General features: G+C 34.1%; 15 protein-coding genes. 11 read left to right on the forward strand and 4 right to left on the reverse strand.

Features of this window, described 5'->3' with window-relative positions; all coding sequences use genetic code 11:
* Window positions 1-216 precede the first annotated feature (216 nt).
* Both JI747_RS11260 and JI747_RS11265 read left to right on the forward strand, forming a co-directional pair.
* Entirely contained in the window at window positions 217-708 is a 492-nt protein-coding gene (locus JI747_RS11260) for a CinA family protein (RefSeq protein WP_225688691.1), read from the forward strand.
* Entirely contained in the window at window positions 701-1,369 is a 669-nt protein-coding gene (locus JI747_RS11265) for a DUF6766 family protein (RefSeq protein WP_225688702.1), read from the forward strand. The genes JI747_RS11260 and JI747_RS11265 overlap by 8 nt, the downstream gene beginning before the upstream one ends.
* Window positions 1,370-1,376: 7 nt before the next feature.
* On the opposite strand, the gene JI747_RS11270 is transcribed toward JI747_RS11265, so the two are convergent.
* Window positions 1,377-1,766 (reverse strand): MaoC/PaaZ C-terminal domain-containing protein, encoded by a 390-nt coding sequence (locus JI747_RS11270; RefSeq protein WP_225688704.1) that lies wholly within the window; start codon window positions 1,764-1,766, stop codon window positions 1,377-1,379.
* A gap of 425 nt (window positions 1,767-2,191) precedes the next feature.
* Here JI747_RS11270 and JI747_RS11275 point away from each other — a divergent pair, with 425 nt between their 5' ends.
* Complete coding sequence (locus tag JI747_RS11275) at window positions 2,192-4,054, forward strand: PAS domain S-box protein (RefSeq protein ID WP_225688706.1); 1,863 nt, start codon at window positions 2,192-2,194, stop codon at window positions 4,052-4,054.
* Window positions 4,055-4,196: 142 nt separating this feature from the next.
* Window positions 4,197-4,547: a YtxH domain-containing protein gene (locus tag JI747_RS11280; RefSeq protein WP_225688708.1), complete on the forward strand. Its 351-nt coding sequence runs from the start codon at window positions 4,197-4,199 to the stop codon at window positions 4,545-4,547.
* Between the two features lie 384 nt (window positions 4,548-4,931).
* Here the strand turns inward: JI747_RS11280 and JI747_RS11285 are convergent, their stop codons facing one another.
* Entirely contained in the window at window positions 4,932-5,333 is a 402-nt protein-coding gene (locus JI747_RS11285; protein ID WP_225688716.1) for a hypothetical protein, read from the reverse strand.
* 425 nt (window positions 5,334-5,758) lie between these two features.
* Here JI747_RS11285 and JI747_RS11290 point away from each other — a divergent pair, with 425 nt between their 5' ends.
* The 5 genes from JI747_RS11290 (at window position 5,759) to JI747_RS11310 (ending at window position 11,841) form a co-directional block, all read left to right on the forward strand.
* A complete protein-coding gene (locus JI747_RS11290) occupies window positions 5,759-7,906 on the forward strand; it encodes a catalase (protein WP_225688718.1) in 2,148 nt (715 codons plus the stop codon).
* A gap of 453 nt (window positions 7,907-8,359) precedes the next feature.
* A complete protein-coding gene (locus JI747_RS11295; RefSeq protein WP_225688720.1) occupies window positions 8,360-8,806 on the forward strand; it encodes a CinA family protein in 447 nt (148 codons plus the stop codon).
* Entirely contained in the window at window positions 8,784-9,536 is a 753-nt protein-coding gene (locus JI747_RS11300; protein ID WP_225688722.1) for an SDR family oxidoreductase, read from the forward strand. The genes JI747_RS11295 and JI747_RS11300 overlap by 23 nt, the downstream gene beginning before the upstream one ends.
* 66 nt (window positions 9,537-9,602) lie before the next feature.
* The gene (locus JI747_RS11305; RefSeq protein WP_225688724.1) at window positions 9,603-10,217 is read left to right on the forward strand and encodes a hypothetical protein; all 615 of its coding nucleotides are present in this window, start codon (window positions 9,603-9,605) and stop codon (window positions 10,215-10,217) included.
* Window positions 10,218-10,578: 361 nt separating this feature from the next.
* The gene (locus JI747_RS11310) at window positions 10,579-11,841 is read left to right on the forward strand and encodes an NAD(P)/FAD-dependent oxidoreductase (protein WP_225688727.1); all 1,263 of its coding nucleotides are present in this window, start codon (window positions 10,579-10,581) and stop codon (window positions 11,839-11,841) included.
* 881 nt (window positions 11,842-12,722) lie between these two features.
* Here JI747_RS11310 and JI747_RS11315 read toward each other — a convergent pair.
* Window positions 12,723-13,403 (reverse strand): Crp/Fnr family transcriptional regulator, encoded by a 681-nt coding sequence (locus JI747_RS11315; RefSeq protein ID WP_225688729.1) that lies wholly within the window; start codon window positions 13,401-13,403, stop codon window positions 12,723-12,725.
* Window positions 13,404-13,723: 320 nt separating this feature from the next.
* Here JI747_RS11315 and JI747_RS11320 point away from each other — a divergent pair, with 320 nt between their 5' ends.
* The gene (locus tag JI747_RS11320; RefSeq protein ID WP_225688731.1) at window positions 13,724-14,761 is read left to right on the forward strand and encodes a PLP-dependent cysteine synthase family protein; all 1,038 of its coding nucleotides are present in this window, start codon (window positions 13,724-13,726) and stop codon (window positions 14,759-14,761) included.
* A gap of 71 nt (window positions 14,762-14,832) precedes the next feature.
* The gene (locus JI747_RS11325; RefSeq protein ID WP_225688733.1) at window positions 14,833-15,552 is read left to right on the forward strand and encodes a YoaK family protein; all 720 of its coding nucleotides are present in this window, start codon (window positions 14,833-14,835) and stop codon (window positions 15,550-15,552) included.
* Between the two features lie 43 nt (window positions 15,553-15,595).
* Here JI747_RS11325 and JI747_RS11330 read toward each other — a convergent pair whose 3' ends face one another.
* The gene (locus tag JI747_RS11330) at window positions 15,596-16,174 is read right to left on the reverse strand and encodes a hypothetical protein (RefSeq protein ID WP_225688735.1); all 579 of its coding nucleotides are present in this window, start codon (window positions 16,172-16,174) and stop codon (window positions 15,596-15,598) included.
* Window positions 16,175-16,192 lie beyond the last annotated feature (18 nt).

Here is a 16,192-nt window from a genome sequence, read left to right on the forward strand (position 1 = left end):
AAATTTTTAAGTGTATTTCATAGATAACCAAGGCTATACCATTTTGGTTCAATAAAAGAAATTTAACACTTGTTAAAAAATAAGAGGCGCTTTTGTTTAAACCTGTCCTTCAGGTATTTAAAAATACGCTAAACCTTGTCAGTTTCGGTGTTGTTTATATGCAGTACTTTAGTGAAGATATTAGTATTAATAAAATTAAATTCTAAAAACAGAAATATGAGGGATTTAAAAGAATTAATAGAAGAGTGCAGCAATCTCCTTGCTACTGCTAAATACACGATCGCTTTTGCGGAAAGTGCAACGGCAGGGATGTTAGCGTTTGAATTTTCACAAAGCGAACATTCTGGGGAGATTTTGCGGGGTGGTCTAGTCTGTTATGATGCCCACATAAAAGAAAAAATTCTAGGGGTTCCTAAAGGACTTATAGAGAAATACACACCGGAGTCTGCCGAAGTAACTAAAGAGATGGGGTTCCGGGTTAAAAAGATGATGGGTGCCGATGTTGTAGTTGCTGTTACCGGACTTACAACTCCTGGTGGAAGTGAAGGCCCCGGAAAGCCTGTAGGAACGATGTTTTATTGCATTTTGATCAAAGAAAAAACGATTGAATATAGGAAAGTATTCAGCGGATCAGCGCGCGAAATTGTGTACTGCACGATTGAAGACATTGTTAAAACTACTATAAAATCTTTTAGAAGCCATGAATAATAAAAAGCAAAGTTTTTTTTACAGAAATAGTCTGTCGATTGTTTTTATTTCCTTGTTTGTTTTAGCATTGGGAGCTCAGGCATTTTTTGGATGGAAAGAACACAATGAAGAGCTGAAAGATTTAGGGGCTCAAGAAATCAGATTTTCTTCTTATTTGGGAAGTGGCCATTTTTTCTCGGCAACTTTTGAAAATTTCCAGAGTGAATTTTTACAGATGGCACTTTACGTGATGCTTACAATCTCCTTGCGGCAGGTTGGATCGGCAGAATCAAAAGATCCGGAAAAGCAGGAAGAAGTGGATCGATTGCCTGATCGCACACGCAATGGTGCGCCTGCTCCAGTAAAAAAAGGAGGATGGCGTTTGATTCTTTATCAAAATTCGTTGTCGATCGCATTTGTAATCCTTTTTGTTTTCAGTTGGGCAGGACATCTATATGGTAGTTTTAAAGATGCCAATTTGCAAGAAACCTTACGTGGTAAACCTGAAAAAAGTTTATTGGACTTTCTTGCTGAACCCCAGTTTTGGTTTGAGACATTCCAAAATTGGCAAAGCGAATTCCTGTCGGTCGCTTCTATTGTGATTCTTACCATCTTTCTACGTCAAAAAGGATCCCCAGAATCAAAACCCGTGGATGCAGCAAATGCTGAAACAGGTAAATAGAGCGGGTTTAGGTATTGAAATGATATAGAAATACTACATCCCCGATATAAGCTGGTTTAATTTGATTTTTGATTACAAGTTTAGCTTCAATAGTCACTTTTACTGTTCCGCGAAGGTTGCAGATGGATTTTGCGGTTGCTTGGAGTTGTACTTCACTATCTACAGGAACGGCTTGTCCAAATTTAAAATTTTCTATTCCATAATTGATTTCCATTTTCACGTTTCTAACATCTGCAATCTGTTTCCAGAGATAAGGAATCAGGGATAAGGTCAGGTACCCATGCGCAATAGTTGAAGAAAAGGGACCTTCTTTCTCGGCTTTTTGCCGATCGATATGAATCCATTGATGGTCATTGGTTACCTCGGCAAAGAGATCGATCTGCTGCTGGTTAATCATATGCGATTTCTAAACCCCGATCATTTTTCCCTCGTTGGATTTATATTCTTGAAATTGTTAATAATTACCATATAAACTTAGCCTAGCTTGTAATATCTGATATAGGACAAGTTTAAATAAACAGATGATAATATCATAATTTAATAACTTATTAGCTTATAATGTTTTAGAATATTGTCTGAATCAAAATTTAAAATAAACGTTTGACATTGTTAGCGAACTCATGATTAGTCCTGCTATTTTTTGTAAATTGTTTCTAAAATAAATTCTTTGAAATTTAGATAGATTTTAGTTAGGATTAGATTCATATTTCAAAATGTTTCTTTATTCAATTTTAAAACTTATGCGTGAAACAGCTAAATTTCAACGATTAATAATCCTAAAACTGATAACTTTGTTAGCTAATTATTAAAGTTTAATCAACTATGACGGAACCTGAGAATACAGAACGCTTGGTAAGTGAGAATGAAGCGTTAAAGCGCCGCGTGGAAGAATTAACGGACTTTATTGAAAATGGAAGTATGCCTCTGCACTGGGTGAATGGTGAAGGGGTAATTATATGGGCCAACCAGGCGGAATTAAATCTATTGGGGTATCAAAAAGAAGAGTATATCGGTTTTCCCATCCAGAATTTTCATGCAGATAGTGAAGTAATAGAAAATCTTTTAAATAAGTTATCTAATTACGAAACTGTACAGGATTTTCCAGCACGGTTAAAATGTAAAAACGGAGATATCAAATATGTGTCAATAAGCTCAAATGTTTTTCAGCAGGATAATAAATTTATTCACACGCGTTGTTTTACAAAAGACATCACTGAGCTAGTACTGGAAGAAAAAAGAAAAAGCGAATACCAACAAAAACTTATAGAAAATGAGGAGCGGCTTAGGTTAGCAATCACAGCATCAAATTTGGGAACTTGGGATCTCGATTTTACGACTGGAATAATGCAAATTTCCAGTGAAATGCAAACTATGCTGGGAATTGATTTTGACAGGGACGATAGCGGAATAATATTGAATTATGTGTATCCGGACGATAAGAAAGCTGTCAGTGACTTTGTTTCTAAATTGAAACATGGCAAAGTAATAGGACCATTTGATTTTGTTTGCAGGTTTCTTAAATCTAGAAACATTATGATATGGATCAAAGTTCAGGGAACAACGTACATGAATTTAGAGAATGAAATCCAACGAATGATCGGCTGTGTTCTGGATATTACTGATATAAAAAATTCAGAAGAAAAAAATGCCAAATTGGTATCTATTGTTAATTCGTCTTATGACGCGATTGTAAGTAAAACCCTGAATGGTATTGTAAGCAGCTGGAATGCAGCTGCGGAGGATATGTTCGGATACGATGCTAAGGATATGTTAGGACAGCCTATCTTGAGGATAATTCCTGAAGATAGACTTGAGGAGGAAGATTTTATTTTGGAGAGGATGCGGGCAGGAGAGCCTATCAACCATTTTGAAACAAAAAGGATAACAAAAATTGGTAAATTGCTGGACGTGTCTTTGACGATATCACCTATCAGGAATGAATCTGGAGAAATTACGGGAATATCCAAGATTGTAAGAGACATTTCAGAAAAGAAACAGGAAGAAAGGCGAAAGAATGATTTTGTTTCTATGGTCAGTCACGAGCTCAAAACACCTCTTACTTCCATTTTATTATGCGCGCAGGCAATGCAGCGAAATTTCCAAAATGGAAATATAGATTTAGGCAATAAATTAGCACAAAGGATAGAAATTCAATCTAAAAGAATGACTTCGATGATACAGGACTTTCTTAGTTTAGCTAGAATAGGAGAAGGGAAAATACAATTGCGCTTCGAGCAGTTTCAATTATTGGGGTTAATTGAAGAAGTCGTTGACGAAGCCAGATATATCAGCAATAAACATGTGATTAAAATTAATTGTAATGATTCATTTGAAGTTCTGGCTGACAGGGATAAAATCGGACAGGTACTTACTAATTTGCTGAGTAATGCGGTAAAGTATTCACCTCGAGGTGGGACAGTTATAATAGGCTGTGAAAAAATAGATGAAGGGAATATCAATATTTACGTCAGTGACCAAGGCGTGGGAATCAGTAAATCGGATCAGAAAAAGCTTTTTAATCGGTTTTTTAGAGTAGAAAAAGAAGAAATTGCACACATATCAGGCTTCGGTATCGGACTTTTTATCGTAGCTGAAGTACTACATTATCATAATACGAATATTCAGGTAGAAAGTACTATAGGTGAAGGTTCAAAATTTCATTTTATTTTGGAAAACAAGGGATAAATGATTCGGTATGTCTAAGTAAGCTAAGCCTTTCCGATTATTACCTAAACTTTCCTTTTATTAGCAAGAGTGATTGGATTGGTATATTAATTGTATTTTTTTTATAAGTATACAGTTACAAACCACTTAAAATAAATATATAATGTGCAGCGAAAAAAATAACAAAACGGGCTTAGTTCTGGGAATGCTAGCAGGTGCTGCTATTGGGGCTCTTGCAGGGGTATTATTTGCTCCCAGTAGTGGAGAAGAGACAAGAAAGAAAATAAAGAAGAATTCAGACGATTTAAAAGATCAAGCGAAGAATAAATATGGGGAACTTACCGACGCTCTAAAGGAGCAGTATAACAATGTTTCTTCAAGTGTTAAAGGGACGGCAAATAATGTAGCTAATTCGGTGACGGATGCCTATGATAAATTAAAAGGTCAGATTACATCCAAAGCGGAAGATTTTAAAGTAGGAGCCGAGTCAAAACTAAATGATCTTAAAAAGTAATATTTAATTTCCAATTTATTATTATCTCAGAAAAGTTAGTGGGTGACAAATTGTTATACAAATTTATTCTAATTATGTTAAATTGTTTCTAGGATCCAGATGCTTTTTATTGTAAATTCCTTACTTTTGAGAGCGGACTGCTCATAGTAGTAACGAACAAGAATAGTATATATCCAATGAATGTAATGGTTTCTTTCATCAATAAAAAGAAAATAGATTATAGAAAGAGTAGTATGTCAAGCTGTCCAGAACAATCAAAAAAAGACTGGGGATTAATCTTTTCGTAGGTGCTAAATTTTATTATTGAGTCTCCTTCTGACTTGAAAAAATTATTATCATGATTCTCCGATTATCCTGTCTTTTTCCTGAAATTAAGTATTAATTTTAGAATGTGTTTTTACTTTTCCAACTTGCCCAGCCAATTTCATGATATAGTTCTTGTTGTAGAGATTCATATATTTTTTTGAAATGAATTGCTCTTTCAATTGTTTTTGCTGGTATTTTAATTTTGGCTTCGCATTGTATCGTCGTCATGTAGATTTTTCTTCCGGATTCCTCAAAAGGCTCAATTCTGCACTGTGTATCTGTAAATTGTTTCCACTCGTACATTTCCTGCCAAAATCCATTCTCTTCGATCTGTTTTTTAACAGCATATATTTCAGATTGTGTTGGAAGAAATTTATTGTATTTACTTCGGTTCTTAGTTTTTACCCTGTTGGAAGATAAGCGCATAAAGAAATGAACACATAATATAAAAATAACAATTAAAAAAATTCTTAAAATCATATAAAGGTGTATTTATATTTTTATAAATAACAATTAGGTATAGATTTGGACAATCATCGGGAGATAGTCTCTTTCCTTACGTAAAGCAGCATCTGTCGCTTTTTTTCAAATGTACAAAATTGAAATTTTATATTAAAATCACAAATGTTAATTTTTTCGTGGCTGTTCCAGACTTAAAAATTTATTTAAAAAGCAACAGCAATAAATTATTTTGGATCTTCGGTCTATAAAGAATTTGTGTAAAAAATTATTTGGTATGTACGTTTTGAATAAAGATCACCAAAAATGTTCAGTTAACGATTATAAATATAAAATAACAAAGGTCAAAAACTTTTTCTCAGTGTATAGTAAAAGTGAATTTGTCAAGCGGCGCAATATTTGCTTTTTTTTAATTACCAAAATATTAATTACTTAAACATCAAATCATGGCAGACAACAAATCAAAAAAGGGAAAATCCGGTGGAAATGGAGAAAATCCAAAAACGGTATACATCGATCATCATCTGATTGATAATACCAAACAAGTGTTAACGACAAATGACGGTGTTCCACTATATGACAATAACAATACACTTAGAGCTGGAGAGAGGGGGCCGTCATTACAGCAAGATAATATCTATTTTGATAAGCTGATGCATTTTGATCGTGAACGTATCCCTGAAAGGGTTGTTCATGCACGGGGGTCTGGTGCCCACGGTGTTTTTGAAGCTACCGAGGATATTTCCCAGTACACAACTGCGGCTTTCTTGAAAAAGGGAACTGTGACACCGCTGTTCGCAAGATTTTCAACGGTAGCAGGGTTTAAGGGATCTACTGATCTTGCGAGGGATGTAAGAGGCTTTTCAGTTAAATTTTATACTCAAGAAGGAAATTATGATTTAGTGGGAAATAATATTCCTGTTTTTTTTATTCAGGACGCGATGAACTTTCCTGATGTTATACATGCTGTAAAACCTGAGCCTAACAAGGAAATTCCACAGGCAGCTTCCGCACATGACACATTTTGGGACTTTATTTCCCTGATGCCAGAAGCTGCCCATATGACCATGTGGGTTATGTCTGATCGTGCTATTCCAAGAAGTCTCCGGATGATGGAAGGATTTGGAGTTCATACTTTTAAGTTTGTGAATATTGAAGGAAAAGCGACATTTGTGAAATTTCATTGGAAACCTCGCTTAGGTGTTCATTCTGTTGCTTGGAATGAGGCTCAGAAAATATCGGGTTTTGATGCTGATTTTCATAGAAGGGATCTTTGGGATGCCATTGAAAATGGAGATTTTCCACAATGGGACTTAGGGGTTCAGTTGATACCGGAAGAGGATGAAATGAAATATTCTTTTGATATTTTAGATCCGACCAAAATAGTTCCAGAAGAATTAGTTCCCATTAAGATTGTTGGGACAATGACGCTAAACCGTAATCCCGAGAATTTCTTTGCCGAAACTGAGCAGGTTGCCTTTGATCCCGGCAGATTGGTTCCCGGTATAGATGTCTCTGATGATCCTCTTTTGCAGGGAAGAATCTTTTCGTATATGGATACCCAGAACTATCGCCTTGGAGGTCCAAATTTCCATGAGTTGCCAATTAACCGCTCTATAAATGGGAAACATAATAATCAAAAAGATGGTTTCTCAAGAACAGATATTTTAAAAGGGGAGGTTAGTTATTTTCCTAATAGTAAGGCTGAGGGTTGTCCATATCATGCCATGCTAAAAGGTGAGAAAGGATATGAGTCCCATAAACAGCCTGTAAGTGGTACTAAGGTCAGAGTACGTTCCGATTCCTTCGCTGACCATTTTACACAGGCAAGGTTGTTTTTCAATTCACAAAGCTCAGAGGAGCAGGATCATATCGTCAATGCGCTCAGTTTTGAGCTTTCCAAGGTAAATGATGTTAATATACGAAATCGGGAATTAGCTATACTTAATCAGATAGACCAAAATCTGGCAAAAAATGTTGGCGTGAACTTGGGGCTTGTTCCTCTAGGTAATCTTGATGAGTTAACACTAAAATTTGCTCGACAAAACCATCCTAACTATCCTATTATACCTAAAAAGCCAGAAGTAGAGCATTCTCCTGAATTGAGTATGCATGTTAAAGCCGGTCAAGGTACAATTAAGACACGAAAGGTCGCTTTTTTGGTTGATAATGGAGCCAGCAAAGCCTCAATAGATAAAATGAAAGCTGCACTTGTAAATGAAGGTGCACAAGCCATCCTAATAGCTCCACATGTTGGTAAAATACATTTCAAAGAGGGGGCAGAAGAAGAGATTCAGCATTCTTATCTCACCGAAGCTTCTGTATGTTATGATGCTTTCTATACCCCTGATGGTGATTCAGTAAAAACACTTAATGATAATCCAGATTACCTACAATTTATTAATGAAGGCTATCGTCATTGTAAAGCATTGGCGTTCGCCAAAGATGCAGAAGGATTGGCTAAAAAATCGTTTGTTGAAAAAGATAAAGGAGTCATCTTCGAGAGCAAAGATAATTTGGTGCAGGATTTCATCAGTGTTATGAAAGGACACCGAGTGTGGGAAAGAGAGAAATCAAGGAAAGTACCATCTTAATCAGCTAATAACATAGCTTCTCTTTGAGAAGCTATGTTATATATGTACTTTATATGAAATTGAATATTAATCAGTGGATACCAACGGACCGATTTTCAAAGTGAAGAAAAAGAACCTGAGATAAAAATTTCGGAAGCTCTGAGATTTAGAATACAGTTAAAATAACATTCGGGGGCAGAAAATAGGTTCTATCATTACCGGAGGTGTAGATGTAGGAGCGAGTAATGATTTAAAAACTAGACTGTGCTGGAACGGAGACTTTGTACATGAACAGTAATGTGAAAGCAAGAATATACGCAGATTCGGCGATCATCACATAAGATGACGCAGAACGTAGTGATCGGTTCATTCATGCAATTGTCAACATATAGTTTGGGTCCTTAAGTTGGAAATAAATGCATAAAACTCTTTGATAAAAAAGAAAACACTCAATCACTTAAAAAATAAAATGCGATGGAATTTCACAAAAATCTTCTGGAATACATCAGTCAGTCTCTCATGACGGCAGATGAAACAATTGGGGTTGCAGAATCTGTAACCTCGGGATGTCTACAGCTGGCTTTATCTCAGATGCCAAATGCATCACAGGTTTATAAAGGCGGAATGACAGCGTATACTTTACCTATGAAAGTAAAATTACTGAATGTGGATAAAGAAGAATCAGAAGCATGTGACTGTGTTTCGGAAAAAATTGCGGAAACAATGGCTTTCTATTACAAAGGCAAAATTATTTATACTAATACTCTTGAACTGCATCCCAAAACACAGGCTCTGAATGCTCAATTATATTACACTGAGTTCATTTTGGGTTGTTTTAAAACAGAAATCAATAAAAATACTGAAGCCAAAACAAAACTGGGACTGAAAAAAAATAAAGATGCAAGAATTAAAGTTAGCTGACAAGTCGGTTCTCATTACCGGAGCAGACAGTGGCATCGGGAAAGCAGTAGCATTACTTGCAGCAAAGGAAGGAGCAGATGTGGCTATTATCTATCATGAAGATGATGAGGGAGCGGAGAAAACAAAAAAAGAGATTGAAAACCTGGGCAGAAAATGCAGATTGTTTTCAGGAGACATCAATGATTATGAATTTTGTGAAAAGACAGTTGCTGCATTAATTTCAGAATGGGGAAAGATTAATATCCTCATCAACAATGCGGGAACTCAGTTTCCTGCAGAACGTATTCAGGATCTTGAAGAAGAAAATATTCGTAAAACATTTGATACCAATATCATTGGGATGATCTTGTTGACTAAAGTGGTATTTCCTTATTTACAAGAAGGAGATTCTATCATCAATACAACTTCCGCAGTCGCTTATGAGGGACATCCGGAATTGTTGGATTATGCAGCAACAAAAGGAGCCATTGTTTCTTTCACCCGTTCCTTAGCATTACAGGCAAAACCAAAAGGAATAAGAGTAAATGCAGTTGCTCCGGGACCAGTGGCAACACCGCTTACAAAAGAAACTTTTGATGAAAAAGAAGAAGATCCAGGAAAACCTCCTTTGGAGAGAAAGGCAACTCCCGAAGAAGTGGCGGAAAGCTTTTTGTTTCTGGTATCTGAAGGAGCGGCTCAGATTACAGGACAGGTTCTTCATCCAAATGGAGGTCTGATTGTCAACGGATAATATATAAACAAGAAATCAGACAGAAACTCCGTATAAGGTCTTATCATTAAATTTAACATTGATCATATGAAGCCTAAAGAACTTTTCGGAGTACCGATTCAAAAGAAGGGAAGCTATCATGATACGGAAGCTAAGAAAAGTTATACAGATCCGGAACAGGTGAATGAAGAATTCAATACCTTAAAGGAAAGATTCATGTTGATCAACAACTGGAAAAGCTATTGTGGGGAAGGTTTTGCAGATTTTAAGCTTTTCAATTCAGAAGGTAGAATGGTGGAGCGATTTCCGTTAATTGGTGATTATATCAGAATAGACATTCCGGGACCGGGAACCGTGGAAGCCAAAGGGTATGACTGGGTTGAAATCACAGATCTTTTTGAAGAACAGACTCATGGCATTTGCCTAGATTTTATGATGATGACCTGTAGACCTTCGAAGAATCCTCAGGATAAAACCTCAGAACATATTGTACATTTTTATTCTGATCATGCTACTTCCACTTTTGGAATATTTAAAGGAAGAGACTTTATAGAGGCTGGAATATATGGAAGAAATGAAACTCCCAATATGGATGCGGAGTTCATAGATAAAGCCAGAAACCTGATGATTGCAGCAGGTGGAATGATCGGGATTTCAAAGATTCAGTGGAAGACACTGGTGGATGGTTTTCTGGATTTCTAATTGAAGATGAAGAAGCTTTTCAAAAAGAGATCAAAATAGAATCTATCCGGAGAGTACAGAAGTTGGTAAATGTGTATAACATAATTCAAAACCCAGAGCACCGTTTTCTGCTCCATTAGAATTGAATGAGGTGAAAAGAGGTTTTCATCCTATGCTTCACAATATGGCAAAACATTTAAATAAAAAAGTGCTTTATTCAAGCCGACAGGGGATTGATCTTTTAAAAGTCTATAAACAAATTAGAAAATATAAGTAGATAACCAACGTTAAGAAACTATTTATAAATTAATATTACTATTATTATTTTCCGTTGGCTTTATTCATTTATGAAAAATACTATAACATCAATATCCATAAAAATATGAAAAAGCATATAATAATTGTAGGTGGAGGATTTGCTGGGATCAATTTGGTGAAATCGCTGGCAAATGATAATAGGTTCACAATAACATTAATAGATAAGAACAATTACCATTTTTTTCCGCCGCTAATTTATCAGGTTGCTACTTCTTTTATTGAAGCATCAAATATTAGTTATCCGTTTAGAAAGTTATTTTCAAATTATAAAAACGTTCGATTTTATATGGGAAGTTTAGTGAAGGTGATTCCTGAAACCAAAACTATCGAGACTGAAAATGGAGAACTTCAATATGATGAGCTTGTTTTAGCCTTGGGTACAGAATCAAACTTCTTCGCAATGGAGAATGTACAGAAATATGCTCTCCCAATGAAAACAATTGATGAAGCGTTGTATGTGCGAAATTATTTACTATTGACAATGGAAGAAGCGGCAAAAAATGAAAAGATCAAAGAAGCACCGAAGTTACAGAATATTGTGATTGCAGGAGGTGGACCTACTGGAGTGGAACTGGCAGGGATGATTGCAGAAATGGGGCAGTATATTGCAGAAATAGAATATCCGGAAATCAACCGAAGTTTTTCCAATATTTATCTTATAGATGCAATGCCTGTATTACTTTCTCCCATGAGCAAAATGGCCCAGAAAGCCGCCCTTAATAAATTACAAAAATTGGGGGTTAAAATCATTTTAAATGTAGCGGTAAAGGATTTTATTGATGAAAAGGTAATATTGGCGAATGGTAGGGTTATAGAAACAGAAACATTAATATGGACATCGGGTGTAATTGGCCGGGAAATAAAAGGACTTCCTGAGTCTAGTATTGGAAAAGGCAGAAGAATTATGGTCGATGAATATAATAAGGTTACAGGACTAAATAATATATATGCCTTAGGTGATATATGTTTGCAAATATCAGATGACAAATATCCTAAAGGGCATCCTCAGCTTGCACAGGTAGCAATTCAACAAGCTAAAAATTTAGGAAAAAACTTCAAAAAGATTGAAGACGAGAAAATTTTATCTCCTTTTATATATAAAGATAAGGGCACGATGGCAATTATCTCAAAATTCAATGCCGTGGTAGATCTACCTAAATTTTCTTTTAAAGGATTTACAGCTTGGTGTACTTGGCTGTTTATTCATATTATTCCTTTAGTGGGTTTTCGAAACAAACTGAGGTTGGCGATGGATTGGCTAAGGCTTTTTATTACCAACAATCCCTCCATAAGACTGATTCTCCGACCCAAAAGAAATAATAGCTAATCCTACGATTAAATTTTTTTTTTTACTGCTATGAACTTTCATGACCAGAGATTATCTCAAGAGGAAGAACATAGAATCTGCTTTTATTCTAAGGTATAATTTTACAATAAGTAGTTGAGAAGTACGTTGTGGTTAATCGTTATAATTTGTATTGTTGTATGGCTTTATGAATACTAGCAATAATAGCGAGCATTAGACCGGATATCTAGTCCTATAAATTTAGGTGAAAGTAAACTTACACATATGATTGTGATCATAAGCAATAATTTAATTAAAATCTATTTTTGCAGAGATAAATTTTTTTATTGGAGATAAACTCTGATTATGAAGGCACTCATAAGAGTGCTTTTTTATTTTAATTTTCTGCTAATTAAATTATTAGTAAAGAGATTAATATATGAGATATAGATAGCTGAAATCTTTGTTTTAGACATGATAAGAATATAAAAATTTGAAAATTTTTTTTTGAAGGTTTAGAAAGTATTTAATTGATTTATAAAACAATCAACTTATATTTGAATTAAAATTTATATGGAAAACAGAGACAGATAAGAGGTTATTTTGCAAGATAACTCTAATAATATACAAGCAATTCTAAATAATTCTGGAAAGACATTTTCAGAAAATACTCACGCTAGAATTATAAAATTTAAAATTTATGAATTAGAGATTGTTATAGAAGGTGAAATAATACGACTGGTTGGAGAAGGAATTGACATACCTAGTACTTCAAAAAGCTTTTGGAAGAGATTTAATCAACTTTTAGATATCCCATAAATATACTTATGATATTCTCAAATTTTATTTAATATTATGTTTGTGAGTATCTAGCGCTTATTTGTTCCTTATTAGTAGTAAGCAATTTAGGGTAATCGTAGTATTTAAAAATTAGCGATACGAACCAATTGTTCAATGTTGATTAAACGAATTTTTCTCCCCTCAATTTTGATAAGATTTTCCTGTTTAAAATCATTGAGAATACGAGCTAACGTCTCTCTTGCTGTACCTACCATGTTTGCCAGATCAATTCGGGATAGCGTGATAAAAACATTTTCTTTGGGCTCGTTGGGAGTATATTTATCATGAAGAATCAGTAAGCTAAGAGCAGCTCGTTCTCTAACAGTTCGATGTGACAATACTGCCATGAGATTGGCCATGACACTAAACTCGTGACTAAGGGACTTTAGTAATAGTCTTGAAAAAACTGATGACTGATCAAGGATGTGTAAGAAATCATCTTTTGAAATAAATGAGATGATAGAATTCTCAAGGGTTAATGTGGTATCTCCATAAGTCTCATTACTCAAAATAGCAGAATATCCAAAAAATTCACCTGAGCTGTAAATGTAAATGATTTGCTCTCTTCCGTCATTATCTACCTTGTATTTCTTTATTTTACCTTCGTTTAAATAGTAAATACCAGTAGGTTTTGTGCCGTCTGTGAATATAGCTTCATGATTACGATAGTTTTTACTTTTCATCGCAGTGACGAGTAAATTTTTCTCATACTCAGGAAGCTCGTTAAAAAGATATTGATTATTAAAAATAAATTTTGAAATCATAATTTTTTACTTCTTAATATTTGAAAAAGAACTCAAAATTTAACTTAAATCACATTTTAAGCCTATATAAATCACCAAGTTTTCTTTCTAAACAGATTATTTTTGCAAAAGTAAGAAAATTGCTCTTGAAATAGGGAAGAAAGTCTTTTTTAAGAAATGAACTGAATGTAATAAAGAGAATCTAGAAATAAATTATTATATAACGAATTTTTAAGTATACTGGATAAATAGTAAGACATACTCTTCATATACATACTGATATAGCTAAATTTTTTACCTTTTATTTATCCAGTTATTTTTTTTATTGAAAATAACAAATAATGAGTAATGTTTACGATAATATCCTTGGCCTAATAGGAAACACTCCTATGGTGAAGCTTAATACTGTTACGAAAGATATTCCCGCAACCGTTTATGCCAAGTTAGAATCATATAATCCTGGACATTCCACTAAAGATAGAATTGCACTTCACATTATAGAAAACGCTGAGAAAAAAGGCTTATTAAAAGAAGATTCTGTAGTTGTAGAAACTACTTCCGGAAATACCGGTTTTTCTATTGCAATGGTTTGCATCATTAAAGGATATAAATGTATACTTGCTGTAAGTGACAAGACAAAGCCAGAAAAAATAGCTTATCTGAAAGCACTTGGAGCTACGGTGTATATATGCCCTGCAAATGTACCTGCAGATGACCCTAGATCTTATTATGAAGTTGCTAAAAGAATCGCTTCAGAAACACCAAATTCAGTTTACATCAATCAATATTTTAATGAACTCAATATTGATGCGCACTACCAGACTACAGGACCTGAAATTTGGGAACAGACAGAAGGTAAGATCACTCACCTTTTTGCCTGCACTGGAACAGGTGGAACTTTATCCGGATCAGCTAAATTCTTAAAAGAAAAAAACCCTGATATCAAAGTGATAGGTGTAGATGCCGATGGTTCTATTCTTAAAAGCTATCATGAGACAGGTGAGATTCACAAAGAAGATGTTCACCCTTATCAGATCGAGGGAATGGGAAAAAATTTAATTCCTTCTGCCCTTCTTTTTGATAAAATTGATGAATTTGTAAGAGTAAATGATGAAATGTCTGCTTACAGAACCCGCGAAATTGCTTTAAAAGAAGCGATCATGGGTGGATATACTACAGGAGCGGTTACCCAGGCATTGATGCAGTATGCTCAATCTCATGACTTTGCTGAAAATGATATCGTTGTATTAATCTATCCTGATCATGGGTCAAGATACATCACCAAAGTGTACAGCGACAAATGGATGGCAGAACAGGGATTTGTCAATAACTGTGTACATAATTATGATGAAGTTTTCAAAACGGAATTCATTAAGTAAAATATAAGATTTCGGATAGGATCATGTAACAGATATTGACGTTTCTGTTGTAACAGTCAAATACAGTATAGATGTTTAGACATAGAGGAAAAAACAGAACTTATTTTCATAATCTTAAATTAGCATCACTTCTTTCATTTGTTGCAGGAACAGTTAATATTGTTGGAGTATTATCAATTAAAATATTAACAACGAATATTACTGGGCATTTTGCTTTTTTTTCTGAAGAAGTAGTGCTGAAAGATTATTATGCCGCTGTTGTCTACCTTTTATTTATTGGATGTTTTTTGCTAGGAGCTTTCTGTTCGAGTCTTCTGGTAGAATTTGTGTCCGGGTTCAGAAAAATACGATCTCATCTTATTCCTTTACTGATAGAAATTTTTATTTTAGGCTTCATTGGACTATCAGCTGATTTTAAAATAACAATCAGTCAAAATATAATTGCTTGTCTTCTACTTTTTGCAATGGGATTACAGAATTCTTTAGTAACAAGAGTATCTCAATCAGTTGTAAGAACAACACATCTTACAGGTATTTTCACTGACTTAGGGATTGAAATGTCAAAATTGTTTTTTTATCGTAAGGGAATTGTATACAACCACCTCAAAAAAAGTATCATGTTAAAAATTGTAATTGTAATATGTTTCTTTTCAGGAGGTGTAACAGGAGGTTTTATTTATGAAATCTTATACATAAAAACATTATTATTCTCTGTAGGATTACTTTTTTTCATCATTTGGTATGATAGAATATTGTATAAATATTATGTATTGAAAAGAAAGTTAAGATGAAGTAATTTGTTCGACTTAATTGTTGAGTATAGCGCGTTGAAAACTAATTCATTTTAATTTTCATATTAAATGAAGTTAATATATTAGTAGTATACTGAGATTTTTCAGTTTTCTCATTTATCTTACTATTAAGGGCTAAAGATGCATCAAGAATTAGTGATTTAATGATCGTATAAGCCGCAGAAATAAAAAGCTCTTCATTTTTGTTTTGAAAATTATAAAGCCTTTCTACTAAATAGTATTTTATCATGTTTTTGGAAGCATCAACATAAGGAATATGGAAAATATCTGTTCTGGAGTTAAAAAATAGAATGGAATAGAGGCAAGTAGGGTTATTAGAATATTGTTCATAAAACAGAGAAGAAAAAGAGTAAATAAAAATTTCTTTTCTTTTATATTCATGAAAAGAGAGCATTTTATGAGGACCAATAAAAACAAGACTATTACTTTTTATTTCATAAGTTTCTTCTTCAATAGTAATCTTAAGGTCATCAAGTATTAGTAAAATACAAAAGTATTTTAATGTATTGAAATCTGATTTTCCTTGTTTCTTTTTGATAATATGGCTTAACGGATTAATACTGAATCCCGTTTTTGTAAGTTCTTTTTGTAGATGTACCATTGGTATTACTTCGAGATT

This window comes from Chryseobacterium tagetis (assembly GCF_016735585.2).
In the GTDB taxonomy this organism is placed as follows: domain Bacteria; phylum Bacteroidota; class Bacteroidia; order Flavobacteriales; family Weeksellaceae; genus Chryseobacterium; species Chryseobacterium tagetis.